The sequence below is a fragment of the Streptomyces flavalbus genome (assembly GCF_042674625.1).
Lineage (GTDB): Bacteria > Actinomycetota > Actinomycetes > Streptomycetales > Streptomycetaceae > Streptomyces > Streptomyces flavalbus.
The window spans coordinates 1,795,999-1,822,976 of the sequence record NZ_JBHTEB010000001.1 but is presented as its reverse complement, the minus strand read 5'-3'; the positions used below and the strand labels follow the sequence as shown (position 1 = coordinate 1,822,976).

19 protein-coding genes, 1 pseudogene and 1 riboswitch are annotated in these 26,978 nt (G+C 75.0%); of the genes and pseudogenes, 5 read left to right on the top strand and 15 right to left on the bottom strand.

Translation table 11 applies throughout. The annotated features are described in order from the left end of the window. Positions 1-74: 74 nt before the first annotated feature. From cobC to cobM, 6 genes are read right to left on the bottom strand one after another with little or no spacing between them, the layout of a single operon-like run. Positions 75-1,133 carry an Rv2231c family pyridoxal phosphate-dependent protein CobC gene (gene cobC / locus ACFQZ6_RS07995; RefSeq protein WP_381606061.1) on the bottom strand — a complete coding sequence of 353 codons (1,059 nt, stop codon included), beginning with the start codon at positions 1,131-1,133 and terminating at the stop codon, positions 75-77. Next, the gene (locus ACFQZ6_RS07990; protein ID WP_381606059.1) at positions 1,120-2,061 is read right to left on the bottom strand and encodes a sirohydrochlorin chelatase; all 942 of its coding nucleotides are present in this window, start codon (positions 2,059-2,061) and stop codon (positions 1,120-1,122) included. The genes cobC and ACFQZ6_RS07990 overlap by 14 nt, the downstream gene beginning before the upstream one ends. Beyond that, positions 2,058-2,645, bottom strand: coding sequence for a precorrin-8X methylmutase (locus tag ACFQZ6_RS07985; protein WP_381606057.1), 588 nt, complete (start codon positions 2,643-2,645; stop codon positions 2,058-2,060). Before ACFQZ6_RS07985 ends, ACFQZ6_RS07990 begins: the two co-directional genes overlap by 4 nt. Next, positions 2,642-4,330, bottom strand: a complete 1,689-nt coding sequence (cobJ, locus tag ACFQZ6_RS07980; RefSeq protein WP_381606055.1) for a precorrin-3B C(17)-methyltransferase — start codon at positions 4,328-4,330, stop codon at positions 2,642-2,644. The genes ACFQZ6_RS07985 and cobJ overlap by 4 nt, the downstream gene beginning before the upstream one ends. Next, entirely contained in the window at positions 4,327-5,568 is a 1,242-nt protein-coding gene (gene cbiE, locus ACFQZ6_RS07975; protein ID WP_381606053.1) for a precorrin-6y C5,15-methyltransferase (decarboxylating) subunit CbiE, read from the bottom strand. The genes cobJ and cbiE overlap by 4 nt, the downstream gene beginning before the upstream one ends. Continuing rightward, complete coding sequence (gene cobM, locus ACFQZ6_RS07970; RefSeq protein ID WP_381606051.1) at positions 5,565-6,386, bottom strand: precorrin-4 C(11)-methyltransferase; 822 nt, start codon at positions 6,384-6,386, stop codon at positions 5,565-5,567. Before cobM ends, cbiE begins: the two co-directional genes overlap by 4 nt. Positions 6,387-6,486: 100 nt before the next feature. Between cobM and ACFQZ6_RS07965 the strand changes: the two genes are divergently transcribed. Beyond that, the gene (locus tag ACFQZ6_RS07965) at positions 6,487-7,215 is read left to right on the top strand and encodes a ZIP family metal transporter (protein WP_381606049.1); all 729 of its coding nucleotides are present in this window, start codon (positions 6,487-6,489) and stop codon (positions 7,213-7,215) included. An 11-nt stretch (positions 7,216-7,226) separates the two neighbouring features. On the opposite strand, the gene cobI is transcribed toward ACFQZ6_RS07965, so the two are convergent. From cobI to ACFQZ6_RS07930, 7 genes and pseudogenes are all read right to left on the bottom strand, one after another. Next, complete coding sequence (gene cobI / locus ACFQZ6_RS07960) at positions 7,227-7,979, bottom strand: precorrin-2 C(20)-methyltransferase (RefSeq protein ID WP_381606047.1); 753 nt, start codon at positions 7,977-7,979, stop codon at positions 7,227-7,229. Further along, positions 7,964-9,444, bottom strand: a pseudogene (locus ACFQZ6_RS07955) (cobyrinate a,c-diamide synthase). Before ACFQZ6_RS07955 ends, cobI begins: the two are co-directional and overlap by 16 nt. Then, the gene (cobO, locus tag ACFQZ6_RS07950) at positions 9,444-10,043 is read right to left on the bottom strand and encodes a cob(I)yrinic acid a,c-diamide adenosyltransferase (protein WP_381606044.1); all 600 of its coding nucleotides are present in this window, start codon (positions 10,041-10,043) and stop codon (positions 9,444-9,446) included. The pseudogene ACFQZ6_RS07955 and the gene cobO overlap by 1 nt, the downstream one beginning before the upstream one ends. Continuing rightward, positions 10,043-12,037 (bottom strand): putative cobaltochelatase, encoded by a 1,995-nt coding sequence (locus ACFQZ6_RS07945; protein WP_381606042.1) that lies wholly within the window; start codon positions 12,035-12,037, stop codon positions 10,043-10,045. The genes cobO and ACFQZ6_RS07945 overlap by 1 nt, the downstream gene beginning before the upstream one ends. After that, entirely contained in the window at positions 12,034-15,690 is a 3,657-nt protein-coding gene (gene cobN, locus ACFQZ6_RS07940) for a cobaltochelatase subunit CobN (protein WP_381606040.1), read from the bottom strand. The genes ACFQZ6_RS07945 and cobN overlap by 4 nt, the downstream gene beginning before the upstream one ends. Then, positions 15,687-17,198 carry a cobyric acid synthase gene (locus ACFQZ6_RS07935; RefSeq protein ID WP_381606038.1) on the bottom strand — a complete coding sequence of 504 codons (1,512 nt, stop codon included), beginning with the start codon at positions 17,196-17,198 and terminating at the stop codon, positions 15,687-15,689. Before ACFQZ6_RS07935 ends, cobN begins: the two co-directional genes overlap by 4 nt. Beyond that, positions 17,195-18,145: a cobalamin biosynthesis protein gene (locus ACFQZ6_RS07930; protein ID WP_381606036.1), complete on the bottom strand. Its 951-nt coding sequence runs from the start codon at positions 18,143-18,145 to the stop codon at positions 17,195-17,197. Before ACFQZ6_RS07930 ends, ACFQZ6_RS07935 begins: the two co-directional genes overlap by 4 nt. Positions 18,146-18,278: 133 nt before the next feature. Beyond that, positions 18,279-18,353: riboswitch (cobalamin riboswitch) on the bottom strand. A 257-nt stretch (positions 18,354-18,610) separates the two neighbouring features. Between ACFQZ6_RS07930 and ACFQZ6_RS07925 the strand changes: the two genes are divergently transcribed. Further along, positions 18,611-18,967, top strand: a complete 357-nt coding sequence (locus tag ACFQZ6_RS07925) for a CU044_2847 family protein (RefSeq protein ID WP_381606033.1) — start codon at positions 18,611-18,613, stop codon at positions 18,965-18,967. Further along, entirely contained in the window at positions 18,936-23,225 is a 4,290-nt protein-coding gene (locus ACFQZ6_RS07920) for an nSTAND1 domain-containing NTPase (protein ID WP_381606031.1), read from the top strand. The genes ACFQZ6_RS07925 and ACFQZ6_RS07920 overlap by 32 nt, the downstream gene beginning before the upstream one ends. A gap of 32 nt (positions 23,226-23,257) precedes the next feature. On the opposite strand, the gene ACFQZ6_RS07915 is transcribed toward ACFQZ6_RS07920, so the two are convergent. Further along, positions 23,258-23,479: a hypothetical protein gene (locus ACFQZ6_RS07915; RefSeq protein WP_381606029.1), complete on the bottom strand. Its 222-nt coding sequence runs from the start codon at positions 23,477-23,479 to the stop codon at positions 23,258-23,260. A 35-nt stretch (positions 23,480-23,514) separates the two neighbouring features. Further along, positions 23,515-24,765 carry an inorganic phosphate transporter gene (locus ACFQZ6_RS07910; RefSeq protein ID WP_381606027.1) on the bottom strand — a complete coding sequence of 417 codons (1,251 nt, stop codon included), beginning with the start codon at positions 24,763-24,765 and terminating at the stop codon, positions 23,515-23,517. Between the two features lie 178 nt (positions 24,766-24,943). Here ACFQZ6_RS07910 and ACFQZ6_RS07905 point away from each other — a divergent pair, with 178 nt between their 5' ends. Next, positions 24,944-25,642: a class II aldolase/adducin family protein gene (locus ACFQZ6_RS07905; RefSeq protein ID WP_381606026.1), complete on the top strand. Its 699-nt coding sequence runs from the start codon at positions 24,944-24,946 to the stop codon at positions 25,640-25,642. A 70-nt stretch (positions 25,643-25,712) separates the two neighbouring features. Next, positions 25,713-26,837 carry an alpha/beta hydrolase gene (locus ACFQZ6_RS07900; protein WP_381606024.1) on the top strand — a complete coding sequence of 375 codons (1,125 nt, stop codon included), beginning with the start codon at positions 25,713-25,715 and terminating at the stop codon, positions 26,835-26,837. Positions 26,838-26,978 lie beyond the last annotated feature (141 nt).

The following is a 26,978-nucleotide window of genomic DNA, read 5'->3' as shown; positions in this document are numbered from 1 at the left end:
CACCCTCCCCCAAGCTCTCGGCTTCGCTCGAGCAGGGGGGACCCCCATCGCCCCAGCGGCACGACTGCCCGCAGCTATGCCTGAGGCGTTGCCCGCCGCAAGGCCGTCAGGAACGCGTCCGTCGTCCCCCGGTCGCGTACCGCCAGCCGTAGCCACTCGCCGTCCAGGCCGGGGAACGTGTCGCCGCGGCGGACCGCGTACCCCAGGTCGCGCAGACGGCGCCGGACGGCGGGCGCGCCCGGCACCCGGACGAGGACGAACGGGCCCTCCGCTGGCCCCACCACCGTCACCCCGGCCGGGGCCAGCTCCGCAAGACCGGCGACCAGGTGGGCCCGGTCCGCGGCGATCCGGTGGGCCGCGTGGGCCGCCTCCGCCAGGGCGCGGGGGCCCACGCAGGCCTCGGCGGCGGCCAGCGCCGGGGTGGACACCGGCCAGAGCGGCTGGGCGCGTGCCAGGTCGGCGATCGTGTCCGGCGCGGCGAGGACGTAGCCGATGCGCAGCCCGGCCAGCCCCCACGTCTTGGTCAGGCTGCGCAGCACGATCAGACCGGGCACGTCGGTCCGCCCGGCCAGCGCCTCCCGCTCGCCCGGCACGGCGTCCATGAACGCCTCGTCGACGACGAGGAACCGCCCCGGCCGGGCCAGCGCGGCGACCTCCCGAGCCGGGTGCAGCACCGACGTCGGGTTCGTCGGGTTGCCCACGACCACCAGGTCCGCGTCCTCCGGCACCGCCGCCGGGTCCAGACGGAAGCCGTCCGACGCCCGCAGCAGCACCCGGTCCACACTGTGCCCGGCGTCCCGCAGCGCCGCCTCGGGCTCGGTGAACTGGGGGTGCACCACCACCGGGCGCCGCACCTTCAGCCCGCGCGCCAGCAGCACGAACGCCTCCGCCGCGCCCGCCGTCAGCAGTACCCGCTCCGCGGGCAGCCCGTGCCGCGCCGCCACCGCCGCCCGCGCGGCCCGCCCGTCCGGGTAGGCGGCGAGGCCGGTGAGCGACGCGGCGATGTGCTCGCGCAGCCAGCCCGGCGGGGTGTCCGCGCGGACGTTCACCGCCAGGTCGACCAGGGCCGAACCGTCGTCGCGTACCTCCGCGTCCCCGTGGTGACGCAGGTCGTGCCCGTCAGTGGTGTGCATGGGAGTGGCTGTGTCCTCCGTGGTGATGGTGGTGGCCGTCACCGTGGCCGTGCCCGTCGTCGTCGGGGTGGAAGTGCGGCTGCTGCGGCGCGCCGACCTTGTCCTCGAAGCCCGGCAGCGCGATCCGGTACACGCACGAGTCGCAGTTCATCCGCAGGTTGCCGCCGACCGCCTCCCGGTACCGCTCCATCACCAGGTCGAGGAGTTCCGGCTCGGGGCCGATGACGTCCGCCGACCGCACCTCCACCTCCGGGTGCGCCGCCGCCCAGCCCTCGGTCTGCTCACGGACGCGGTCCGGGAGGATGCCGGTGAAGAGGAAGTAGGGGAGGACGACGATCCGCCGCGCGCCCAGCTTCGCGCACCGGTCGAGGCCGCCCGGCACGTCCGGCGCGGCCAGCGACACGAACGCCGTCTCCACCCCGGCGTACCCGCGCCCCTCCCACAGCAGCCGTGCCGCCTTGTGCACCTCGGCGTTGGCGTCCGGGTCGGTCGACCCGCGCCCCACCAGCAGCACCGTCACGTCGGCCCGGTCGTCCGGGGTGCGCCCGCCGCCGAGGGCCTCGTCCAGGCGCCGTTCCAGCACCGACAGCAGCGCGGGGTGCGGGCCCAGCGGGCGGCCGTAGGAGTACGTGATCCCCGGGTGCCGTTCCTTCTCGCGGGCCAGCGCGGCCGGGATGTCGCCCTTGGCGTGCCCGGCGGACACCAGCATCAGCGGGACGGCGGCGAAGCGCCGTACACCGCGCTCCACCAGTTCGGTCACCGCGTCGCCCAGCGGCGGCGGGGACAGCTCGATGAAGCCGCCCGCGACGGGCAGTTCGGGGCGGCGGCGGCCCAGCTCGCGCACGAAGGCGCGGAACGCCTCGGCTCCGGCGTCGTCCCGGGTGCCGTGACCGGCGATGAGCAGGGCGGGCGGCGGCGGGGTGGTCACGGGTTCTCCTCAGCGGAAGTCGGGTGGTACAGCAGGGCGTTGAGCGCGGCGGCGGCGACCGCCGAACCGCCCTTCTCGGACACGTTGCTGACGGCGGGCAGCCCGCTGTCGCGCAACGCGGCCTTGGACTCGGCCGCCCCGACGAAACCGACGGGCAGACCGATGACGAGCGCGGGGGAGGCGTCCAGGGTGAGCAGCTCCTCCAGGGCGGTCGGCGCGCAGCCGATCACCCACAGCGCGCCGGGCCCGACCTGCTCGTAGGCGAGCCGGACGGCGTGCGCGGAGCGGGTCAGGCCGGGACCGGCGACGGCGTCCTTCAACCGGCAGACGGTCTCGCGGCGGGTGATCCCGGCCGCCACCATCTCCACGTCCACGACGACGGGCGCACCGGCGTGCAGCGCGGCGTGCGCCGGGACCAGGTCCGCCTCCGCCATGACCAGGTCGTCGGCGTACTCCAGGTCGGCGGCGGAGTGGATGACCCGCTCCACCACCGCCCGGGTCAGCGGCGGGAGGCCGGAGGTGTCCAGGCGGGCGCGCAGCCGCCGGAAGGACTCCTGCTCGATGGGGTGGACGACACGGCTCACTTGGGCTCCTCCTGCCAGCGGTAGCCGCGCGGGGTCACCATGCGGCCCGCTATCCGCCGGGTCGCGGTGTTGCCGACCGTGACCACCGTCATCATGTCGACCGTCGCCGGGTCGAGTTCCGCGAGCGTGGTCACCCGGCTGGACTCGTCCGTGCGGGACGCGTTCCGCACGACGCCGACCGGGGTGCCCGGCTCCCGGTGCTCGGCGAGGATGCCGAGCGCCTTCGGCAACTGCCAGTCCCGGCCCCGCGAGCGCGGGTTGTAGAAGGTGACCACGATGTCCGCCTCCGCCGCAGCCCGCACCCGCCGCTCGATGACCTCCCACGGCGTGTGCAGGTCGGACAGGCTGATGGAGACGTGGTCGTGGCCCAGCGGCGCGCCGAGGACCGCCGACGCCGCCAGCGCCGCCGTCACCCCGGGCACCCCGACCACGTCGATGTCGTCGGACGCCTCCGCGAGCGCCGGGGACGCCATCGCGTACACGCCCGCGTCGCCGCTGCCGATCAGCGCCACCGCGTGCCCGCGCCGCGCCTCCGCGACGGCGGTGCGGGCCCGCTCCTCCTCGGCGCCGAGCCCGGACTCCAGCACCCGCGTGCCCGGTCGCAGCAGGTCGCGGATCTGGTCGACGTACTGGTCGAGCCCCACCAGCACCGACGCCCGCCGCAGCTCGGCCAGCGCGCGCGGGGTCAGCAGGTCGCGGGCGCCGGGCCCGAGGCCGACCACCGCGAGCCGACCGCGCCCCGGCCGCCGTACCACCGCGCAGGTCGCCATCGCGGGCCGCGCCGCCGACTTCCGCTTCGGCACGAGGAGTTCACCGCCGCGCACCAGCGCCGCCGCCTCCGCCACCGACGGGGTGCCGACGGCCGCGAGCGGGGCGTCCGACGGGTTGGGCACCTCCACCTGGGACAGCTCCTCGGCGGAGTAGGTGACCACGGGCACCCCAAGACGCTCCGCCGCGCCGACGATGCCGGGCTCCTTCGCCTTCGCGTGCACGGTCGCCAGCTCCGCGACGCTCCGCGCCGACAGCCCCGCGTCCGACAGCGCGCCCTCGACCAGCCCCAGCACCTCGTCCACCGGGGCGCCCCTGGAGGCGCCGACGCCGACCACGAGGGACGGCGGCCGCAGCAGCACCTCCCGCTCGCCGGGCGCCACGGCCCGGTCGGTGACGCGCACGGTGTACGCCGCCCGGCCCGGCTCCGTCAGCGGCAGCGCGGGCAGCGGCCACGGCACCTCCGCGTCCAGCGCGACCGGCTCACCGTCCAGCAGCGCCCGCGTCACCCGGGCCAGGTCGCCCTCCACCGGGAAGCCGAGGGTGTCCAGACCGGGCAGCCCGACCGCGTCGGTCGCCGTCGTCACCACCGGCTCGGCACCGAGCACCGCGCCCACCTCGCGGGCGAGGTCGTTGGCGCCGCCGTCGTGCCCGCCGACCAGCGACACGGCGTACCGCCCGCCCTCGTCGACGCACACCACCCCGGGATCGGTCCGCTTGTCGGCCAGCAGCGGGGCGAGGAGCCGTACCACCGCGCCCGTCGCCAGGAAGCACACCAGTTGCTCGCACTCCGCGAACGCGGCCCGCACGGCACCGGGCACCGGACCGTCGTACACCCGCGTCCGGTCCGGCCAGGCCGCGGCCAGCCGGTCCCGGGCCGCCGCCCCCGCCGCGGTGGCGGAAATGAGGCCGATCACTGGTCAACTCCTTCTTCAGTACCGGTGCGGGGACGCTCGCCCCACAGCAGGAAAACGGGATTGGCCGCCGCGAGCCGGGTCACCTCGCCCGGCAGCGGCGCCAGCCGGGACGACTGCAACAGCACCCCGTCACACTCCAGACCGGCGCCGGTCAGGGCCGCCCGCACCGCGGGCACCCGGTCCAGCGCCGCCACCGCCACCACCACCGTGCGCCGGGCGCGCCGCGCGCACGCCGTCACGATCGCGGGCAGCTCACGCCCCCCACCGCCGACGAACACGGCGTCCGGGTCGTCCAGGTCGGACAGCACCGTCGGCGCCGCCCCGTGCACCACCCGTACGGCGACCCCGTGCGCGGCGGCGTTGGCGCGGACCCGCCCCACCCCGTCCGGCGTCTTCTCCACGGCGGTGACGGCGGCACCGAACCGCGCGCACTCCACGGCCACCGAACCCGACCCCGCGCCGACGTCCCACACGTGGTCGCCGAGCCGCGGCCCGAGCCGGGCCAGCGCCAGTGCCCGCACCTCGAACTTGGTGATCATCGAGTCCCGGTGCGCGAAGGCGTCCTCGCCCAGCGCCCACCCGGCGGGCCCCGGACCCGGCCCCGCGACCGTCCGCACCGGCCCGAGCACCCGCGCCGGGTCCAGGCACAGCACCACGCTCACCACCGACCCCCAGTCCCGGGCCGCGGCCTCGGCGGGCGTCACCCGCTCCACCCGCTCCCGCGCCGGATCGCCCAGCGCCGAGGCGACGACCAGCACCCGGTCGTGGTGCAGCAGCGCCGCGCCCAGCTCGGCCGGACCGGCACCGGGACCGGTCAGCACCGCCACCTTCGGCCGCGCCCGGCACACGTGCACCGCCGTCCGCGGCTCCCGCCCGTGCGCGCTGACCACCACCGCGTCCTCCCACGGCAGCCCGACCCGCGCGAACGCGGCGGCCACCGACGACACCCCGGCCCGCACGTCCAGCCGCTCCGCCCCGAACCGCTCGGCCAGCGCCCGCACGATCCCGAAGAACCCCGGGTCCCCGGAGGCCAGCACCAGCACCGGCCGCTCCTTGGCGACGTACTCCCCGATGGCGTCCAGCGCGGGCGCGAGCGGCCCGAGCACGATCCGCTCGACCCCCTCGGGCAGCCCTACGGCGTCCAGGTGGCGCTGCCCGCCGACGACGAGGTCGGCCCCCGCCACCAGCTCGGCCGAGGGCGGCGGCGCCCCCGTGCCCGTACCGACGACCGTGATCACGTCCGCGGCCCCCGCGCCGCGCGCAGCTCCCTGCGGGCCTCCGGGTCGGCCTTGCGGTACCCGTGGAAGTGGCCGGGGTGGTACAGGTGCGAACGGGTGCCGTGCGCGTCGAGCGCCGGGCCGACCAGGAACAGGGTGTGCTTCCAGAGCTTGTGCTCCTTGACCGTCTCCTCCAGCGTCCCGATCGTGCACCGCACCACCAGCTCCTCCGGCCAGGTCGCCTGGTAGGCGACGACCACCGGAGTGGACGTCGGATAGCCGCCCTCCAGCAGCTCCCGCACCAACTGCCCGCTGCGCGCCGCCGACAGGAACACCGCCATGGTGGTGCCGTGCCGGGCGAACTCCCGCACCTCCTCACCCGGCGGCATCGGCGTCTTCCCGCCGCCCAGCCGGGTCAGCACCACCGACTGCGCCACCTCCGGGATCGTCAGCTCCCGCCGCGCGAGCGCCGCGACCGCGGAGAACGCGGACACCCCCGGCACCACCTCGGTCGCGATCCCGATCTCCGCGCACCGGTCCAACTGCTCCTGCGTACCGCCCCACAGCGCCGGGTCACCGGAGTGGATGCGCGCCACCCGCAGCCCCTGCGCGCACGCCCGCTCGTACACGGCGACCACGTCCTCCAGCGACATGGCCGCCGAGTCCAGGATCTCCGCGCCCTCCCGGGCGTGCTCAAGGACCTCCGCCTGCACCAGGCTCGCCGCCCAGATCACCACGTCGGCCTCGGCGATCGCCCGCGCGGCCCGGAACGTCAGCAGATCGGCGGCGCCGGGCCCGGCACCGACGAAGGTCACCTTGCCGGTGGAGGCATCGGCCATGAGTCGGAGTCCTCTCCTGAGAAACGTCTCTGTGGTGGGTGTACTGCGGTTGCTACGGCCGGACGTGCGCACACACGCCGCGATCCGCTACCAAAGGGGGATGGCGGTCTTCGTCGCGCTCGGCGCGTTCCTGATGACGCTGGCGGGCGGCTGGACGGCACAGCGCGTGACGGACCGCCGCCACCTGGTGCTGGGCCTCGCGGGCGGCCTGATGCTGGGCGTCGTCGGCCTCGACCTGCTGCCGGAGGCGCTGGACGCGGCGGGCGACGAGGTGTACGGCGTCCCCGCCGCGCTGCTCCTCTTCGTCGCCGGGTTCCTCCTGGCCCACCTCGTGGAACGCCTGCTCGCCGCCCGTCAGGCCGCGCACGGCGCCGAGGAGCGCGACGGCCGCATCCCCGAGGTCGGCCTCACGGCCGCCGCCGCGATGGTCGGCCACAGCGCCATGGACGGCATCGCCATCGGCGCCGCCTTCCAGGTCGGCGGCGGCATGGGAACCGCGGTCGCGCTCGCCGTCATCGCCCACGACTTCGCCGACGGCTTCAACACGTACACGATCACCAGCCTGTACGGGAACGCCCGCCGCCGCGCCCTGACCATGCTGGCCGCGGACGCGGTGGCCCCCGTCGCGGGCGCCGCCTCCACGCTCCTGTTCACCATCCCGGAACGCCTGCTCGGCTGCTACCTCGGCCTGTTCGGCGGCGCGCTGCTCTACCTGGCGGCGGCGGAGATCCTCCCCGAGGCCCACCACCGCCACCCCGCCCGCCCGACCCTGCTGTGCACGGTCGCCGGGGTGCTGTTCATCTGGCTGGTCGTGGGCGTGGGGGAGTGAGACGCGGCGGGTCACAGCTTCCCGCCCCGCCCGCCGTCCCGCCGCGCGGGCGCGATCAGCGTCGACAGGTACGGCAGTACGGCCCCGTCCAGCTCGGCGGCGGGCCGGACCGACTCCTCCGGCAGCCCCAGCGCCGACCCCCACACGGCACCGTCGAGCCGCCCGCTGTCCCGCAGCGCCGCCACGACCTCGGCGGCCTGCCGCCCGAACTTGTACGCGACGACGGTCCCCGGCCCCTGGAGGGCGTCCTTCAGCACCCCCGACCCGGCGGTCACCGGCACCAGCGTCAGCGGCTCGGTCCCCTCGGTGAGCACGGCGCCCGACCGCGCGGCGAGATCCTGCATGGCGGTGATCCCCGGCACGGTCTCCACGACCAGCCCCGGCACCGCGCCCGCGACGGTCTGCGCCAGATAGGTGAAGGTGGAGTACACGTTCGGATCGCCGATCGTCGCGAACGCGACGTGCCCGTGCTCCCGCAGCAGCCCCGCCACCCGCTCACCGGCCGCGTCCCACGCCGCCTCCCGCCGCGCCCGGTCCGTCCGCTCGTTCAGCGCGAACACCACCCGGACGACCTTCTCGCCTGGCACGTAGTGCAACACGGTCGCCTCGGCCCGCCCCCGCTCGCCGGTGTCCATCACCGGTACGACGACGACGTCCGCCGCCCGCAGCGCGTTGACCCCCTTGACCGTCACCAGCTCCGGGTCACCGGGCCCCACCCCGACCCCGACCAGCCTGTACTCACCGCTGCTCATGACGTCCGGCACCTCTCCACGAACCGACGAGCCACACCGGGCGCCGACGCCCAGTGCGTGTGCAGATAGCTCGCGTGCACCCCGCGCTGTACGAACCCCTCGACACGGGGCCGCGCCCCGCGCACGCCCCAGGCGGGCGCGTCCCCCGCGCCCGGCTCGACGACGGTCCGGTGGAACTCATGGCCGCGCATCCGCGTCCCCGCACCGGCCAGCACGCTGTCACCGACGGCGACGGCGTCGCGGTACCCGAGCGTGAGCCGCTCCGACATCCGCGCCCCGGCGTCCAGCACCCCGCACATCGGCTGCCCGTCCAGCTCCCGGCACAGGTACAGCAGCCCCGCACACTCGGCCGCCACCGGCCCCCCGGCCAACGCCAGCTCCCGCACGCCCTTCCGCAACGCCTCGTTGGCCGACAGCTCCCCGGCGTACACCTCGGGGAACCCGCCCCCGATGACGATCCCCCGGGTCCCCTCGGGCAACTCCTCGTCCCGCAACGGATCGAAGGCGACGACATCGGCCCCCGCCGCGGCAAGCAACTCCCCGTGCTCGGCATAGGAGAAGGTGAAGGCAGGCCCACCAGCAACGGCAACGACAGGCCGACGGTCGCGGACAGCCCGTCCGGCACTTCCAGCCCGTCCGGCGTTTGAGGACGAGGCCCCTTCGGGGCCGAAGGGGGGTCTGGGGGCACAGCCCCCAGGGACGGGACGGGAAGGGGCGGCGGGGGCGAAGAAGCAACAGCCGCACCGGCATCCCACCCCGCACAACCCAGCACCCCAGCGCTACGCGCCAGCGCAACCAGCCCTTCCAGATCGCACCCGTCGGCGACCACCGCCCCCATCGCCGCCACCGCGGCAACGGCCGCCCCCCGCCGCTCAGCGACCGGCACCAACCCGAGGTGCCGAGACGGCGTAGCCACAGGCGCAGCCCGCCGCAACACCCCCAGCACCGCCACCCCCACCGACTCCAACGCCTCCCGCAACAACGCCTCGTGCCGGTCCGACCCGACCTTGTTGAGGATCACGCCCCCCACCCGCACGTCCGGGTCCCAGGACACGAACCCGTGCACCAGCGCCGCCACCGACCGCGCCTGCGCCGACGCGTCCACGACCAGCACCACCGGCGCCCGCAACAGCTTCGCGACCTGAGCGGTGGACGCCAGCTCACCCTCGCCCGCGGCCCCGTCGTACAGCCCCATGACCCCCTCGACCACGGCGATGTCACACCCGCGTGCACCGTGCGCGAACAGCGGCGCGACCAGCTCGGGCCCGCACAGGTACGCGTCGAGGTTCCGCCCCACCCGCCCGGTGGCGAGCGCGTGGTAGCCGGGGTCGATGTAGTCCGGCCCGACCTTGTGCGGGGACACGGCGAGCCCCCGCGCGGCGAACGCGGCCATCAGCCCCGTGGCGACGGTGGTCTTACCGCTGCCGGAGGAAGGCGCGGCGATGACCAGCCGTGGCACGGACACGGACGAGGACATCACCACTCGATGCCCCTCTGCCCCTTCTGCCCGACGTCCATGGGGTGCTTCACCTTGGACATGTCGGTCACGAGGTCCGCGAAGTCGACGAGCTTCTCGGGAGCGTTCCGCCCGGTGATGACGACGTGCTGCGTCCCCGGCCGCTCCCGCAGCACGGAGATCACCTCGTCGGTGTCGACCCACCCCCAGTGCATCGGGTAGGCGAACTCGTCAAGCACGTACAACTTGTACGTCTCGGCGGCCAGATCCCGCTTGACCTGCTCCCACCCCTCCCGGGCCTTCTCCTCGTTGTCCATCTGCGAGTCCCGCTGAACCCAGGACCACCCCTCACCCATCTTGTGCCAGTCGACGGACCCGCCCTCCCCGGACGCCCCCAGCACCCGCAGCGCGTTCTCCTCGCCGACCTTCCACTTCGCCGACTTGACGAACTGGAACACCCCGATGGGCCACCCCTGGTTCCAGGCGCGCAGCGCCAGCCCGAAGGCGGCGGTGGACTTGCCCTTCCCCACCCCCGTGTGCACGACGACCAGCGGCCGGTTACGCCGCTGACGGGTCGTCAGTCCATCGTCCGGTACGACACTCGGCTGTCCCTGCGGCACTACGCGGCCCTCCTCGACGTCACGTCCTTCACCAACCCGGCGATCGCGTCCGCCCGCAGCTCGTCGAGCGTCACGGCGGTCCCGCCCAGCTCCCCGGCGAGCCGCCCGGCCAGCCCCAGCCGCACCGGCCCCGCCTCGCAGTCCACGACGACGGAGGCGACCCCGTCGGCCGCGAACAGCCGCGCGGCGCGGGAGGCCAACGCCACGGGCTCGGGCCCACCGGTGGCCCGCCCGTCGGTCACCACCACGACCAGCGCCCGCCGCGCGGGGTCCCGCAGCCGCTCCACCCGCAGCACGTCATGCGCCCTGAGCAGCCCGGCCGCGAGCGGCGTCCGCCCACCCGTGGGCAGCGACTCCAGCCGTACGGCGGCGGCGTCCACGGACGACGTGGGCGGCAGCGCGACCTCGGCGGCCGAACCCCGGAAGGTCACCAGCCCCACCTTGTCCCGCCGCTGGTAGGCGTCGAGCAGCAGCGACAGCACGGCACCCTTGACGGCACCCATCCGCTGCCGGGCGGCCATCGAACCCGACGCGTCGACCACGAACAGCACGAGATTCCCCTCGCGCCCCTCCCTGACCGCCTGCCGCAGGTCGTCCCGGCGCACCACGAGCCCCGGCCCCGACCGCCCACGCGCCCGCTGGTGCGGCGCCGCGGCCCGCACGGTCGCCGCCAGGTGCAGCTTGGTCAGCGCACCCCGGGGGCGCCGTGCCCCGGTCGTCCTGCCGTGCTCGGTCCGCGCCCGCGAACGCCGCCCGGCGGTGCCCTCCCCGATCCCGGGCACGCTGAGCACCTTGGTCCGGAACGGCTCGGAGGCCCGCACGGGAGACTGCTCGCCGCCCGCACCGCTCTCCGCCGCCCGCGGCTCACCGGCCTCACCACCGCCCTGCGGCCCGGCGTCCGGCGACGGCCCCTCGCCGCCACCACCGCCGGGCCCGTCGGGACCGGGATCGGGATCAGGGTCGGGGTCGTCGTCGGGGGAGTCCCCGGAGAACTCCTCCAGCGTCTCGTCGAGCTTGTCCTCGTCGAGACCGGGCGTGTCAAAGGGATTGCGCCGCCTGCGATGCGGCAACGCCAGCAGCGCGGCCTGCCGCACGTCCTCCGCCAGCACCTCCGTCCGCCCGGCCCAGGCTGCCAACGCGGTCGCGGTCCGCGCCATCACGATGTCGGCCCGCATCCCGTCCACCTCGAACGCGGCACAGGTCGCCGCGATCTGCCGCAGCGCCCCGTCGCCGAGCCGCACGGACGGCAACAACCCCCGCGCGGCGACGATCCGCTGCCGTACGGCGGCCTCCTCGTCGGCCCACCGCGCGGCGAACCCGTCCGGATCGTCGTCGTAGGCGAGCCGCCGCCGCACGACCTCCACGCGCTGGTCGGGCTCCCGGGAGGCGGCGACCTCGACGGTCAACCCGAACCGGTCGAGGAGCTGGGGCCGCAGTTCGCCTTCCTCCGGGTTCATGGTCCCGACGAGCAGGAACCGCGCGGCGTGCCGCACGGACACCCCCTCACGCTCGACGTACGAGGCCCCCATGGCGGCGGCGTCGAGCAGCAGGTCGACCAGGTGGTCGTGGAGCAGGTTGACCTCGTCGACGTACAGAATCCCGCGATGGGCCTGCGCCAACAGCCCGGGCTCGAACGCCTTCACGCCCTCCGCCAGCGCCCGCTCGATGTCGAGCGCCCCGACGAGCCGGTCCTCGGAGGCCCCGACGGGCAGCTCGACCATGCGGGAGGGCCGCTCGGCGCCGTCGCCGGGCTCGTGCGGCCCGTCGGGACAGGCGGGGTCCACCGCGGCGGGGTCACAGGAGAACCGGCACCCGGGGACGACCGCGACCGCGGGCAGCAGCGCCGACAGCGCGCGCACGGCGGTGGACTTGGCGGTCCCCTTCTCGCCACGCACCAGGACGCCACCCACCTGCGGCGACACCGCGTTGAGCAGCAGGGCCAGCCGCAGGTCGTCCTGACCCACGACGGCCGTGAACGGAAACGGGGTGGTCACTTGTCGTCGCCCTCCAGGTCGCCTTCCAGCTCTAGATAGGTGGCGCGCAGCCGCTCCAGCGTGTCCGCGTCCGGCTCCGCCCACAGCCCCCGGTCGGCCGCCTCCAGCAGCCGTTCGGTGATGCCGCGCAGCGCCCACGGGTTGGACTGCTTCATGAAGTCCCGGTTCTCCGGGTCGAAGACGTACTCCGCGCTGAGCTTCTCGTACATCCAGTCGTCGACGACGCCCGCCGTGGCGTCGTACCCGAAGAGGTAGTCCACGGTCGCCGCCATCTCGAAGGCGCCCTTGTAGCCGTGCCGCCGCATGGCCGCCATCCAGCGCGGGTTGACCACCCGGGCCCGGAACACCCGGTGGGTCTCCTCGCCCAACGTGCGCGTCTTCACCTGGTCCGGAGTCGCCGAATCACCCACGTACGCCTCGGGGTTCGCCCCGGTCAGGTGCCGCACCATGGCGACCATGCCGCCGTGGTACTGGAAGTAGTCGTCGGCGTCGACCAGGTCGTGTTCGCGTGTGTCGACGTTCTTCGCCGCCACCGCGATCCGCCGGAACGCCGTCTCCATGTCCCCCCGAGCCGCGCGCCCGTCCAGCCCCCGCCCGTAGGCGTAGCCGCCCCACACCGCGTACACCTCGGCGAGGTCCGCGTCCGAGCGCCAGTTCCGGGCGTCGATCAGCGGCAGCAGCCCCGCCCCGTAGGCCCCGGGCTTGGAGCCGAAGATGCGGGCGGTGGCCCGGCGCCGGTCCCCGTGCTCGGCGGCGTCCTCGTCCACGTGCGCCCGGACGAAGTTGGACTCGGCGGGCTCGTCCAGCTCCGCCACCGCCCGTACCGCGTCGTCGATCAGCCCGACGACGTGCGGGAACGCGTCCCGGAAGAAGCCGGAGATGCGCACCGTGACGTCCACGCGCGGTCGGCCCAGTTCCGCGAGCGGCACGACCTCGAACCCGGTCACCCGCCGCGACGCGTCGTCCCACACCGGACGGCACCCGAGCAGCGCCAGGATCTCCGCGATGTCGTCGCCCTGGGTGCGCATCGCGGACGTGCCCCACACGGTCAGGCCGACGGACTTCGGGTACGTGCCGGTGTCCTCCAGGTACCGCCGCACCAGCGAGTCGGCCAGCGACTGCCCGACCTCCCAGCTCAGCCGGGACGGGATCGCCTTGGGGTCGACGGAGTAGAAGTTCCGGCCGGTGGGGAGGACGTTGACCAGACCGCGCGTCGGGGACCCGGAGGGCCCGGCCGGGACGTAGCCGCCGTCCAGCGCCCGCAGGACGTGCCCGATCTCGTCGCTCGTGCGCGCCAGCCGCGGCACGACCTCCACGCAGGCGAACTCCAGCACCGCCACCGCCTCCGGCAGCTCCACCCCGACGACCTCGCGCACCAGCGCGGGCACCGCCGCGGCCTCCCAGCCGCGCGCCTCCATGCCCTCCGCGCACCGCCTGCACAACTGCTCCAGCAGGTCGATCGCGTCGGCGGCGGACCGCGCGGGCCCTTCCACCAGCTCCGTCAGCTCCACCGGCACCTTCACCGGCGCCCCGGGCTCGGCCAGCAGCTCCTTCTCCACCAGCCCGAAGTGCTCGGCGAGGCAGGCCCGCAGCCCCGGCAGCGCGTTCGCCCGCCCGCCCCACACCTGGGAGGCCCGCAGCACGGCCAGGACCAGGTTCACCCGTGGCTCCCCCACCGGCCCGCCGCCCAGCACGTGCAGGCCGTCCCGGATCTGCACGTCCTTGATCTCGCACAGATAGCCGTCGATGTGCATGACGAACTCGTCGAACTCGGCGTCGTCCGGCTGCTCGTCCACGTGCAGGTCGTGGTGCAGCTCCGCCGCCTTCACCAGCGTCCAGATCTGCGCCCGCACGGCCGGGGCCTTCGTCGGGTCGAGGTCGGACACCAGCGCGTACTCGTCGAGCAGTTGCTCCAGCTTCGCCAGGTCCCCGTACGTGTCGGCCCGGGCCATCGGCGGCACCAGGTGGTCGACGACGGTGGCGTGCCCGCGCCGCTTGGCCTGGGTGCCCTCGCCGGGGTCGTTGACGATGAACGGGTAGATCAACGGAAGGTCCCCGAGGACGGCGTCCGGCGCGCAACCGCCGCTCAGCCCCAGCCCCTTGCCCGGCAGCCACTCCATCGTGCCGTGCTTGCCCATGTGCACGACGGCGTCGGCGCCGAAGCTGTTCTCCAGCCAGCGGTAGGCCGCCAGGTAGTGGTGGGACGGCGGCATGTCGGGGTCGTGGTAGATCGCGATCGGGTTCTCGCCGAAGCCGCGCGGCGGCTGGATCATCACGACCACGTTCCCGAACCGCAGCGACGCCAGGACGATGTCCTCGCCGTCGACGTACAGCGACCCCGGCGGCTCGCCCCACGCCTCGACCATCGCGTCCCGCAGCTCCGGGTCCAGCTTCTCGAACCACGCCCGGTAGTCCGCGAGCGGCACCCGCGCGGGCGCGGCGGCGAGCTGGTCCTCCGTCAGCCACTCCACGTCGTGGCCACCGGCCTCGATCAGCCGGTGGATCAGTTCGTCGCCGTTGTCGGGGTGGCCCTCGACGCCGTACCCGGCGTCCCGCAGCGCGTCCAGGACCCGGACCGCGGAGGCGGGGGTGTCCAGGCCGACCGCGTTGCCGACGCGGGAGTGCCTGGTCGGGTAGGCGGTGAAGACGAGCGCGATCCGCTTCTCGGCGTTGGGCCTGTGCCGCAGCCGGGCGTGCCGCACGGCGATCCCGGCGACCCGTGCCGCCCGCTCGGGGTCGGCGACGTACACGGGGACGTCGTCCGGGCCCTGCTCCTTGAAGGAGAACGGCACGGTGACGAGCCGCCCGTCGAACTCGGGGATCGCGACCTGCATCGCCGCGTCCATGGGGGAGAGGGCGGCGTCCGACGCCTCCCACGCGGCCCTGGACGAGGTCAGGCAGAGCCCTTGCAGCACGGGCACGTCCAGCTCGGCCAGCGCGCCGACGTCCCAGGACTCCTCGTCGCCGCCCGCCGACGCCTGCGAGGCGTGCGTGCCGCCCGCCGCGAGGACGGTGGTGACCAGCGCGTCCGCCCGCCCCAGCAGCTCGTACAGTCCGGCGTCGGCGTCGCGCAGCGAACCGCAGTACACGGGCAGCGCGTTGGCGCCCTTCGCCTCGATCGCGTCGCAGAGGGTGTCCACGAAGGCGGTGTTGCCGCTGAGTTCGTGGGCGCGGTAGAAGAGCACGCCGACGGTCGGACGGTCGTCCAGGACCGGGCGTGCGCCGTGGACGCCGTACTCCGGCATCCGCCGCGGCTCCTCGAACCCCTCGCCGGTCAGCAGCACGGTGTCGGAGAGGAACCGGGCGAGTTCGGTGAGGTTGGCGGGCCCGCCCTCGACCAGGTAGCGCAGCGCCTCCGCGACGACCCCGGCGGGCACCGAGGACTCCGCCATCAGCTCGGCGTCCGGCACGGCCTCGCCGCCGAGCAGCACGGTCGGCACCCCGGACGCCTTCAGCGCGGCGAGCCCGTCCTCCCAGGCGCGCTTGCCGCCCAGCAGCCGTACGACGGCCAGGTCGGCGCCGTCGAGCAGCGCGGGCAGCTCGGTCGCGACGTCCACGCGGGCCGGGTTGCCGATCCGGTACGCGGCGCCGGTGGCGGCGCGGGCCGCCAGCAGATCGGTGTCGGCGGTCGACAACAACAACACTGTGCTCATGCGGGCGCTCCCGGGGGGATGAAGGGCAGTCCTGGTGGCGCGCCGGACTCGATGAGCCGCCACAGCGCGTCCGTGTCCGCGTGCTGTTCGATCAGGTCGCCGAGCCGGTCGAGCTGCTCCTCGCGCAGCGCGGCGAACGACGTGTCGGGGGCGGGCACGAAGCGGCGGCCCGCGGCGTCCGCCACCTCGCGCAGGAAGGCCCGCCTGAAGCCGTCCGACTCCAGGGAGCCGTGCCAGTGGGTGCCCCAGGTCTGGCCGACCCGGCAGCCGTCCAGGAAGGGGTCGCCGCCCTCGACGGTGGCGACCCCGTGGTGGATCTCGTACCCCTCGACCCGCTCCCCGAGGGCCTCTCCGACGGGCCGGGTGAGGGTCTTCTCCCGCGCGAACCGCACCCGCACGGGCAGCACGCCGAGCCCGTCCACGAGCCCCCTGCGGCTCTCCACGTCGTCCTCGATGCGCTCCCCGAGGACCTGGAAGCCGCCGCAGACGCCGAGCACGGGCCGCCCCTCGGCCGCCCTGCGGACCAGCGCGTCGGCGAGCCCGCGCTCGCGCAGCCACTCCAGGGCGCGGACCGTCCCACGGGTCCCCGGTACGACGACCAGGTCCGCGTCGGCCAGTTCCTCCGGCCGGTCCACGAACCGCACGACGACGCCGGGTTCGGCGGCCAGCGCGTCGACGTCGGTGAAGTTGGACATCAGCGGGACCGCGCAGACGGCGACGCGCAGCACGTCCGCGCCGACGGGCGGGGCGACGTTCGACTCGCGGACGGTCCCGCGCAGGGACACGCGGAGTCCGTCCTCCTCGTCGATGCCGAGCCCGTGCCGGTACGGCAGCACGCCGTACGTCCGCCGCCCGGTGAGGCCGTGCAGCATGTCGAGGCCGGGTTCGAGGAGGGAGACGTCTCCGCGGAACTTGTTGACGAGGAACCCGGCGACCAGTTCCTGGTCCTCCGGGGACAGCAGCGCGACCGTCCCGAAGAAGGAGGCGAAGACGCCGCCGCGGTCGATGTCCCCGACGACCAGCACGGGCAGCCGGGCGTTCCGGGCGATGCCCATGTTGACGATGTCGGTGCGGCGCAGGTTGATCTCGGCGGGACTGCCCGCCCCCTCACAGATCACCGCGTCATACGTGCCCCGCAACTCGGCCAGACAGTCCAGCACGGTCCCGAGCAGCCGCTGCTGCCGCCCGCCGTGGTACCCGCGGGCGCTCAGCTCACCGACCGGCTTGCCCAGCAGCACCACCTGACTGGACTGCTCCCCGCCCGGCTTGAGCAGCACGGGGTTCATCAGCGCGGTCGGCTCGACGCGGCACGCCTGCGCCTGCATGGCCTGCGCCCGCCCGATCTCGGCGCCCTCGCGGGTCACGAACGAGTTCAGCGACATGTTCTGCGCCTTGAAGGGCGCCACCTTCACGCCCTGCCGCACCAGCCACCGGCAGATCCCGGCGGTGACGACGCTCTTGCCCGCGTCGGAGGTGGTGCCCGCGACGAGGAGTCCCCCACCGGTCATGCCGTACGCCTCCTGCCGTTGACGAGGACTCGTGCCGCCGCGCACACGCCGAGCGCGAGCACGCCCACCCGCCGCGACAGCCGTACCGCCCGCTCCACGTCCGCCACGGCGACGGGCCGCCCGGCGTCCCCGTTGAGCACCGGACGGTGCTCGATACGCCCGCCGTACGACAGCGTCCCGCCGAGCCGCACCCCGAGCGCGCCCGCGAACGACGCCTCCACGGGCCCGGCGTTGGGGCTCGGGTGCCTCCCGGCGTCCGCCCGCCAGGCCCGCACCGCACCGCGCGTGTCGTCCCCCGCCAGGGCGGCGAGTACGGCGGTCAGCCGCGCCCCCGGCCACCCGGCGAGGTCGTCGAGGCGGGCGGCGGCCCAGCCGTAGCGGCGGTAGCGGGGCGACTTGTGGCCGACCATGGCGTCCAGGGTGTTGACGGCCCGGAAGCCGAGCAGCCCCGGCACCCCGGCGACGGCGCCCCACACCAGGGCGCCCACGACCGCGTCGGAGGTGTTCTCGGCGACCGACTCCACCACCGCCCGCGCGATCCCGTCCGCGTCCAGCGCCTGCGGGTCCCGCCCGCACAGGTGCGGCAGCCGCTCCCGCGCCCCCTCGACGTCCCCGGCCGCCAGGGCGCCCCCGATGGCGCGGGCCTCCCGGCCGAGCGAGGTGCCGCCGACGACCGCCCAGACGGCGACGCCGGTCAGCGCGACGGAGGCGGCGGGGGAGGACCGTACGGCACGGGACGCCAGGGCGCCGAGGGTGACGGCGCCACCGGCGCACACCGCGGTGTGCAGGGTGCCCCAGCCCCGGTGGTCGCGCCACAGCACGCGCTCCACGGCGGTCGCGGCGCGCCCGAAGGCGGCCACGGGGTGGCCGCGGCGGGGATCGCCGAACAGGAGGTCACCGAGGAGACCGGCGGTGGCGCCGTACGCGAAGACGCGATCGGCACGCATGGGGCTCAGCCGACCGTGGGGTCAGGGAAGGGCGGGTTCGGGTCTCCGGTGCGGGACCGCAGGCGGCAGCCGAGCATCGCGATATGTCCTCACTCAGGGTGTCCACGCCCTGGTTCGACGAGACCGGCGGTGAGAGTTCCTGGCTCCCGGGGATGGTCGTCCCCGGTCACAGTGGCGGGACCGCGCCGGATTCGCACCGGGCTTCCTCTCCTGCCGCCGTACATGGCTCGGGCAGTCCACCATGCCCCCGAACGGCAGTCAACTTGCCGTTGACCTGCGGGGCTGGAGTGTGTGGAGGCCCACACCGGGACGGATGGCACGGGGGATGCCGCTATCACGGCGCTGGCCCCGGGGTGGACCCACTCGCGGCTGATTCACCTTCAGCGGGCGGCTTTGCCCGGTCCGCTTGTCCGCCCGACGTGCGGGCGCCTGGAATGTCCCGTACGTGAGGGGAGGCGGCGCGGCGTGGCGTACGTGGGCGAGATGCTGTTGGACGACGGTCAGGTCGTCCTGCTGGAGGTGGCGGGCGACGGCCCGGCCGGGGTGCGGCGGGTGGCGCGGGGCGGGTCGGTCGCGGGCGCGGCCGAGACGCTCCAGCAGGCGCTCGCGCGGGTGCGTCCCGCCCTCGGCGCGGTCCTGGACGGGGCCCGCGGGCTGCCCCGGCCGCCCGGCACGGTGACCGTGGAGTTCGGCGTCACGCTCAGCGCGGAGGCGGGCGTGGTGGTGGCGCGGGCGGCCAGCGAGGCGCACTTCAGCGTCACCATGGAGTGGACGAACCCGGACGGCGCCGGTGTCCCCGGCCAGCGCGATGCCGACGCCTGACGGTGAACTCCCGCACGCCATCGCCCGGTTCTGGCACACCGGCGCGGAAGGCGGGGTCACCGGCTGCGGGTTCCTGATCGAGGGGCGGACGCTGTGCACCTGCGCGCACGTCGTCGCGAGCGCCCTGGGCACCTCCGACACGGACCCCGAGCCGCCCACCACCCCGGTCACCGTCGACTTCCCCCTGCTGCCCGAGCCGTCCCCCCGTCTCACGGCCACCGTCACCCGCTGGCGCCCCGTCAGCGGCGACGGCGGCGGGGACATCGCCCTGCTGCGCCTCGCGGAGCCGGTGCCGGGCACGGCGCCGGTGCGGTTCGCGGGCGGTACGGCGGTGTGGGACCACCGGTTCCGCGTGCTCGGGTTCCCGCCGCGCACCGAGGACCACGGGGTGTGGGTGCGCGGACGGCTGCGCGCGCCGGTCGGCAGGGGCTGGACGTCCATGGAGACCGCCCGGCCCGCGCCCGGCACCGGCCCCGCCATCGGGCACGGCTTCAGCGGGGCACCCGTGTGGGACGCCGAGCAGGGCGGCGTGGTCGGCATGACGGTCGCCGCGGACACCGGCACCGGCGCGACGACGGCGTACCTGATCCCGGCGCCCCTGCTGCTGGGCCTCGACGAGGGCCCGCGGCCCTCCCCCTTCCGCGGCCTGGAACCCTTCCGCGAGCAGGACGCCGCCGTCTTCTTCGCCCGCCGCGCGGACAGCGAACGCATCGCGGCGGCGCTCGCGGCCCACCCGTTCGTCCCGGTCGCGGGCGCGTCGGGCGTGGGCAAGTCCTCGCTGGTCAGGGCGGGGGTGCTGCCCCTCCTGCGGTCCGCGGGCCACACGGTCACGGACTTCGTGGGCCAGCCGGACACCGACCCGGTGCGCACCCTCGCGGAGGCGCTGGCGGCCCGGTTCCCGCCCGCGGCGGGGCTGGCCCGCGAGCTGTGCGCGTCCCCCGACCGCACCGGTACGGCGGTGCTGCTCGGCGCGCGGGTCCTGGCGCACGCGGGCACGGCGGGCCACGTCATCCTGCTCGACCAGTTCGAGGAGACCGTCGGCGCCCGCCCCGCCGACGCCCGCGCCCTGCTCGACGTCCTGCTGCCCATGACCCGCGCCGTCCACCCCGAGGGCCGCCGGTTCCGTGTCCTCGCGACCCTGCGCTCGGCCTCGCTGGAGGACCTGGTCACCGGCGGTCGCGCGGAGGCCCTGAGCGGCACCCTCCAGATGGTCGCCCCGATGACGCCGGGCCAGCTCGACCAGGTGGTCCGGCGGCCCCTCGACACCGTGCCCGGCGTGGAGTTCGAGCCCGGTCTCGCCGAGCGGGTCGTCACGGACGCGGGCGCGGAGCCGGGCGCGCTGCCTCTGGTGGAGTTCGCGCTGGCCGAACTCTGGGAACGCCAGGACCGGGGCCGTCTCACCCATGCCGCGTACCGGGAGATCGGCGGGGTGGAGGGTGCCCTGTCCCGCTACGCCGACGACCAGCTCCGGAGGGTCTGCGAGACGCCGGGCGGCCCGGACCCGGCGGTGGCCCGGCGCCTCTTCGAACGCCTCGCGCGCCCGGTCAAGGGCAAGGAGTACGCCCGGGTCGCCCGCGCCTTCGACCACCTCCCGCCCGAACTGCGCGCCGCCGCCCAGTCCCTGGCCCGCACCCGCCTCCTCGTCCTGGCCCGCGACAGCTCGGGCCGCGAGACGGTCGCCCTCGCCCACGAGTCCCTGGTCCGCCAGTGGCCCACCCTGCGCGACTGGCTCCACGACTCCCACGCCTTCCTCACCTGGCACGAGAAGCTCCGCGGCCGACTCCGCGAGTGGGAGGACGGCGATCGACATGTCGACTTGACGCTACGCGGCCAGGAACTGACCACCGCCCGCGACTGGCTGTCCACCCGCCCCGGCGAACTGTCCCCCGAGGAGACCGAGTTCATCCACCTCAGCCGCCTCCACCGCCGCCGCTCGGTACGCCGGGGGCGCACCGGGGTGGCGCTGGTGGCCTGCCTGGCGGTGCTGGCGGGGTTGTTGGGGGTGGCGGCGTGGGACCAGTTCCGGGACGGGAAGCGGAAGGCGCTGGACGAGGCCGCCGAACGGCTGGTCGGCCTCGCGGACGAACGCGCCCAGAACAACCCGGTCGACGCGGCGCTGCTCGCCCTCGCGGCCCGCCGTACCAGTGACACGCCTGAGTCCCGGGGCGCGCTGATGCGGTACGAACTGTCCCTCGCCTCCCTGGACTCGGTGCACCGGGTCCTCCCCGAGGGCACCGTGAAGGACGCCGCCGCCTCGGCGGACGGGCACCGGATGGCCGTCCTCCACGAAGGGCCGCGGCGGAACCGGCAGGTGTTCCTGCTGGCGGACCTGGAGACGCGGGAGCCGCGCAAGGTGCCGTTGCGTGGCGCGCCCGACTTCGTGGACAAGGTGGCGGTCAGCGACGACGGGCGGCGGATCGCCGCCGGTGCGGCGGACGGGACGGTGCGGGTGTGGACCGTCGACGAGCCGGTGCCCAGACGGATCGCCGCCGCCCGGCCGTGGGACTGGAGGCCCGATCCGCCAGCGTCGTACACCGACAGGCTCGACTTCTCGTCGGACGGGCGGGGCCTGCTGCACACCGTGGCCACCGAGGAGGGGGAGATCTGCTCCGCGGAGGAGCTGGGTGGCTGGCTGCGGGTGGCGGAGGTCGGCCCCGGCGGCCTACGGGAGCGGAAGCCGCCCCGCACCGAGGGCCTGCTGGCCCCCGGCGAGTGCCTGGACGGCGTGACGCTGAGGTCCGTCGACGACGGTGGGCTGACGGTGACCGTCGTGCGGCGCGACGCGAACGACGAGGTCTACGCCAGCCGGTCCACCGCCGGGGAGCCCACGGAGGAGGGTCTGGACGGGGTGTCCCTGGACCCGGCGGGGCGGACGCTGGGGACGAGCACGCCGGGCGGCGGGTTCTGGCGGATCCGGCTGGACGCGGCACGGTGGACCGGTCCGAAGGGGCGGTGGGCGGCCGGGTACTCCGCGCGGTTGGCGACCGACGCCACGGGCCGCTACCTGGTCCTGGACAGCCGTGATGACCTGAGCGAGTACCAGGACACCGCGGGACGTCTCCTGCTCCAGGACCTCGTCACCGGGCGCCGCTACTCCCTGGTGCTGCCGCTGGAGATGGGCACGGAGACGTTGAGCGTGGTCAGCTCCGCCCGGGGCCCGCTCCAGGTGTACGCCATGACGGAACAGGACCTGCTCGTCTTCCGGGTCCGTCCCACCCGGTACCCGTTGGGCGGCACGGACGAGGGCGGCGTGATGTCCATGGACCGCGCGTCCGGGTCCGGTGCCGTCGCCGCGCTGCTCCAGCGCAGCACGGGCCCCGGACCGGCGGACTGCCTCCTCCACGTGGCGGTGTCCGACGCGCGCGGCCAGCGGCGGGCGCCGGTCCGCCTCAAGCCCCATCCCACCGGTCCGGAGGAGAAGGTCGTCCTCAGCCACGACGGGACCGCCCTCGTCCTCTGGCGGACGAACGGGTGGGTCCTGTACGCCACCGAGCGGCTCTCCCGGGTGCCGGGTGAGGGCCACGGGATGGAGGTGAAGGACGTACGGCCCTACGGCGCCACCGGCTTTCTGCTGCTCACCGGGAAGGGGCTGGTGGTGCTCGACGGGCGGACGGGAGAACGCCGGACCGTGCCGCAGGTGCGGTGCGGGCGGGGACTGGGCGTGGCGGAATCCCGGTGTGGCCTGGTGCTCGACCGTCCTCGGCACCCGGGGGAGTTCCTCGTCCTGCGGGAGGACGGCAGCACGGAGCTGTGGCGGCTGGCGGCTGACGGGGCGGAACGGCGGGGGCCGCCCGTCTTCCTGACGGTGGACGGCGTGGAGCGGAACGCGGTGGCCCGGTCGGACGGCGAGGTCGTCGCCGTGACCACGGCGACGGGCGTGGAGCTGTGGCGGCCCGGCTCCGTCACGCTGGAGCAGCTCACGACGGAGAGCGTCACGCTGACGGGGGTGTACGAGAAGGGACGGCTCCTGGTCTACGGCGCCGACGACGTCGAGGTGTGGGACGACCGGACCAAGGAACGGAGATGGGTGCTGCACGCCTCCGCCCGCCACTGGGTCTTCGACGGTGACCTCCTGCACGGCCTCACCTCCTACGGCCGCCTCACCTACGACCTCGGCCGCCTCACCGACGGGGACCCGGCGCCGCTGTGCGCGCTGCTCGGGCCCCGCCCTCCCGACGTCCGCGCGTCCCCGGCGGTCGCGGCGCTGCGCGTCCCCGAGGAGGCGGACATGGCTCCGCCCTGCCAGGAGCACCCGTAGGCGTCCCGCAGGGCGGTAAGGGGGGTGAGAAGTCAGGCCACGATCAGATAGATCCCGTACGCCACCGCCGCCGCGCAGGCCGCGAAGCAGGCGTACGCGCCGGTCACCGCGACCGCGTCCGAGCCGCCGCGCTGGGTGGCGCGCTCGTGGCGGGAGAGGCCCGCGATGCCGAGGGTGAAGAGGGCCACGAGGGCCACGGTGGCCACGAGGCTGACGCCGAAGACGGAGCCGAGGGCCGCCCAGTCGATCTTCATGCTGCTGTTTCCCTAACTGCCCGTGAGCGCGGGGCTCAGACGGTCGTCTTGGTGTCGGGGGTGGCGGGGACGGCGGCGGCCAGTTCCTCGGCCGCGGCGACGGTCGGGGGCGGGGACACCGCCGCGATGGCCGCGGTGACGACCCCGGCGGGCTCCTCGGCCACCGGCTCCACCGCGTCCACCGGCTCCGTGGCGTTCACGTTGGTGTGGTCCACGACCTCGCGCCGGGAGACCTTCCAGATGGCGGCGCTGGAGGCGACCAGGAAGACGGCGACCAGCGCGGTGCCCCAGTCGCCCAGGTCGGTCACGTACTCGGCGAGCGCGGCGACCAGCGCGGCGGCGGGCAGCGTCAGACCCCAGGCGACGAACATCCGGGTGGCCGTCGACCAGCGCACCACACCGCCCTTGCGGCCCAGGCCCGCGCCCATCACCGAACCGGAGACGGAGTGCGTGGTGGAGAGCGAGAAGCCCAGGTGGGAGGAGGCCAGGATGACCGTCGCGGCGCTGGTCTGGGCGGCGAAGCCCTGCTGCGGCTGGAGGTCGGTCAGGCCCTTGCCCATGGTGCGGATGATCCGCCAGCCGCCGAGGTAGGTGCCGAGCGCGATGGCGAGGCCCGCGGAGAGGATGACCCACACGGGCGGGTCGGAGTCGGGGGCGAGGGAGCCACCGGCGACGAGGGCGAGGGTGATGATGCCCATCGTCTTCTGCGCGTCGTTGGTGCCGTGGGCGAGGGAGACCAGGCCCGCGGAGGCGATCTGGCCCGCGCGGTAGCCCTTCCGGGCCGACTCGCCGTCGGCCTTGTGGCCGAGCCGGTAGGTCAGCCGGGTGGCCAGCAGCGCGGCGGCGCCCGCCACCAGCGGCGCGGCGAGGGCCGGGATCAGCACCTTGGTGACGAGCACGTCACCGTGGACGGCCCCGACACCGGCGGACGCGATGGTCGCGCCGATCAGGCCGCCCATCAGGGCGTGCGAGGACGAGGACGGCAGTCCGACGAGCCAGGTCACCAGGTTCCAGAGGATCGCCCCGACCAGCGCGGCGAAGATGACCTCGGGACGGATACCGCTTTCGTCGACCAGTCCCTTGGAGATCGTGTTGGCGACCTCCACCGAGAGAAACGCACCGACAAGGTTGAGGACGGCGGACATGGCCACCGCGACCTTGGGCTTGAGAGCACCGGTCGAGATGGTGGTGGCCATCGCGTTCGCGGTGTCGTGGAAACCGTTCGTGAAATCGAACGCGAGAGCGGTGATCACCACAATCGCGAGGATCAGCGAGATGCCTTCCATTTACCCAGGCAATCGTTCGAGGTCATTGGCTGGATGAACGTAGGTAACCCAGGTGAACGAAAGGTGAACTGGGGAGGGCTTGAGGGTGTCCGTCCGTGTGAGTTGGGGCTCATGGTTCAGACCAGCTCCCCTCCACCCCGGCGGGCCGGGTTCCGGCACCGGCTGAAAGGATCACGACATGGCCGAAGAGGGACGCGCACAGCGGGGCCCGCGAGACCCCGGGAACGGCACCGGCGAGCGGGAGGAGCGCGCCTGGCGGGCGCTGGTGGAGACCGCCCGCCGCACCGTCGCCGACGGACTGGTCGTCGGCACCTCGGGCAACGTCTCCGTCCGCGTCGGCGACACCGTCCTGGTCACCCCCTCGGGGGTGCCCTACGACCGGCTCACCCCGGCCGACCTCACCGGTGTCGACCTCGACGGACGGCAGGTCCGCGGCACCCTGACGCCGACCAGCGAGCTGCCCATGCACCTCGCCGTGTACCGCGCCACCGGCGCCCGCGCCGTCGTCCACACCCACGCCGTGCACGCCACCGCCGTCTCTCTCCTCGTCCCCGAGCTGCCGCCGGTGCACTACATGACCGGCGCACTCGGCGGACCCGTACGGGTCGCCCCCTACGCGACCTACGGCACCCGGGAACTGGCCGAGAACATGCTGCGCGCCCTCACCGACCGCTCCGGCTGCCTCCTCCAGAACCACGGCACCCTCACCTACGGCGACACCCTCGACCAGGCGTACGACCGCACCGCCCAACTGGAGTGGATGTGCCGCCTCTGGCTCACCGCCGCCTCGGTGCCGGGCCACACCCCCACCCTGCTGTCCGACCGGCAGCTCCGGGAGGCGGCCGAGCGCCTCAAGGGCTACGGACAGCGCCCCTGAGGGCCACCCCGAGGGCCACCTGAGGGTCGCCCCGCTGGCCCCCCGCCACCTCCGCCACGACACTGGAGCCGTGCGCACTGCCAAAGCGACGGCCGCCGCCGTCACCGCCGTACTCGGGGCCGGTGCCGCCGCGGTGGCCGTGGGCCGGGTCGCCAGCGCCGCGGCGCTCAAGGCCCCGCCGGGACGCCCGCTGCCCACCGAACCCCGGCTCACCGTGCACGGCACCGCCGCCGGGCAGGTCGCCCTCACCCGGGACCTCGCCGCGCTGCGCCCCGGCACCTACGGACTGTCCGGGGACGGCTCCCACGCCGTCGTCGGCCCCGTGCTGCGGGCCGAGTCCCACCCCGCCGACACCGTCGTACGCCGCCTGGAACGCGTCACCCACGGCACCCTCGAACCCGGCGACAAGGTGTGGCTCACCCCGAACCTGCACGTCGGCAACCCCCGCACCGCCCTCGGCCTGGACCACGCCGACGTCGACGTCCCCGGTGAACTCGGCGCCCTGCCCGCCTGGTTCGTGCCGGGCGCCCGGGACACGTGGGTCATCGCGGTGCACGGCCTCGGCACCACCCGCGAGCACCCCCTGAACGTCCTGGGCCTGCTGCACCGCCTCCGCTTCCCGGTGCTCTCCCTCGCCTACCGCGGCGACCTCGGCGCCCCGCGCTCCCCGGACGGCCTGCACCACCTCGGCGAGACCGAGTGGCGCGACGTCGACGCCGCCATCCGCTACGCCGTGCGCTACGGCGCCCGCCGGGTCGTCCTGCACGGCTGGTCCACCGGCGCCGCCATGGCCCTGCGCACCGCCGTCCGCTCCCCGGTCGCCGACCGGGTCTCCGGACTGGTCCTCGACTCCCCGGTCCTCGACTGGGAGTCGACGCTGCGCGCCCTGGCCGCCGCCCACGGCACCCCCGGCGTCCTGCTGCCGCTGGCCCTCCGCGCCGCCCAGGGCCGCACCGGACTGCACGGCGACCACACCGCCGACGACGACGCCGACCGGCTCACCGCCCCGACGCTGGTCTTCCACGGCCCCGACGACACCGTCGCGCCCTGGGTCCACTCCCGGCGCCTCGCCGCCCGCCGACCCGACCGGGTCGCCCTGCGCACCGTCCGCGGCGCCCCGCACGGCGCCATGTGGAACGCCGACCCCGAGTCCTACGAGGAGTCACTCCGCCGCTTCCTCACCCCCCTGATGTGAACCCTGATGTGACCCATGATGTGAACCGTGATGTGACCCCTGAGGCGACCGCGCCCGCCGCACACCCCGCGCCCCCTCCCGTACACCCGCGCGTCACCATTCCGCTTGGCGTCCGTTCAACGCCGGACCACCGGCGTGACC

Bases quoted from the DNA above. Each gene is read 5' to 3' on its own strand.
- cobC (WP_381606061.1), bottom strand. From the start codon at position 1,133: ATGCACACCACTGACGGGCACGACCTGCGTCACCACGGGGACGCGGAG.
- cobM (WP_381606051.1), bottom strand. From the start codon at position 6,386: ATGGCCGATGCCTCCACCGGCAAGGTGACCTTCGTCGGTGCCGGGCCC.
- ACFQZ6_RS07965 (WP_381606049.1), top strand. From the start codon at position 6,487: ATGGCGGTCTTCGTCGCGCTCGGCGCGTTCCTGATGACGCTGGCGGGC.
- cobN (WP_381606040.1), bottom strand. From the start codon at position 15,690: ATGAGCACAGTGTTGTTGTTGTCGACCGCCGACACCGATCTGCTGGCG.
- ACFQZ6_RS07935 (WP_381606038.1), bottom strand. From the start codon at position 17,198: ATGACCGGTGGGGGACTCCTCGTCGCGGGCACCACCTCCGACGCGGGC.
- ACFQZ6_RS07930 (WP_381606036.1), bottom strand. From the start codon at position 18,145: ATGCGTGCCGATCGCGTCTTCGCGTACGGCGCCACCGCCGGTCTCCTC.
- ACFQZ6_RS07915 (WP_381606029.1), bottom strand. From the start codon at position 23,479: ATGAAGATCGACTGGGCGGCCCTCGGCTCCGTCTTCGGCGTCAGCCTC.
- ACFQZ6_RS07910 (WP_381606027.1), bottom strand. From the start codon at position 24,765: ATGGAAGGCATCTCGCTGATCCTCGCGATTGTGGTGATCACCGCTCTC.
- ACFQZ6_RS07905 (WP_381606026.1), top strand. From the start codon at position 24,944: ATGGCCGAAGAGGGACGCGCACAGCGGGGCCCGCGAGACCCCGGGAAC.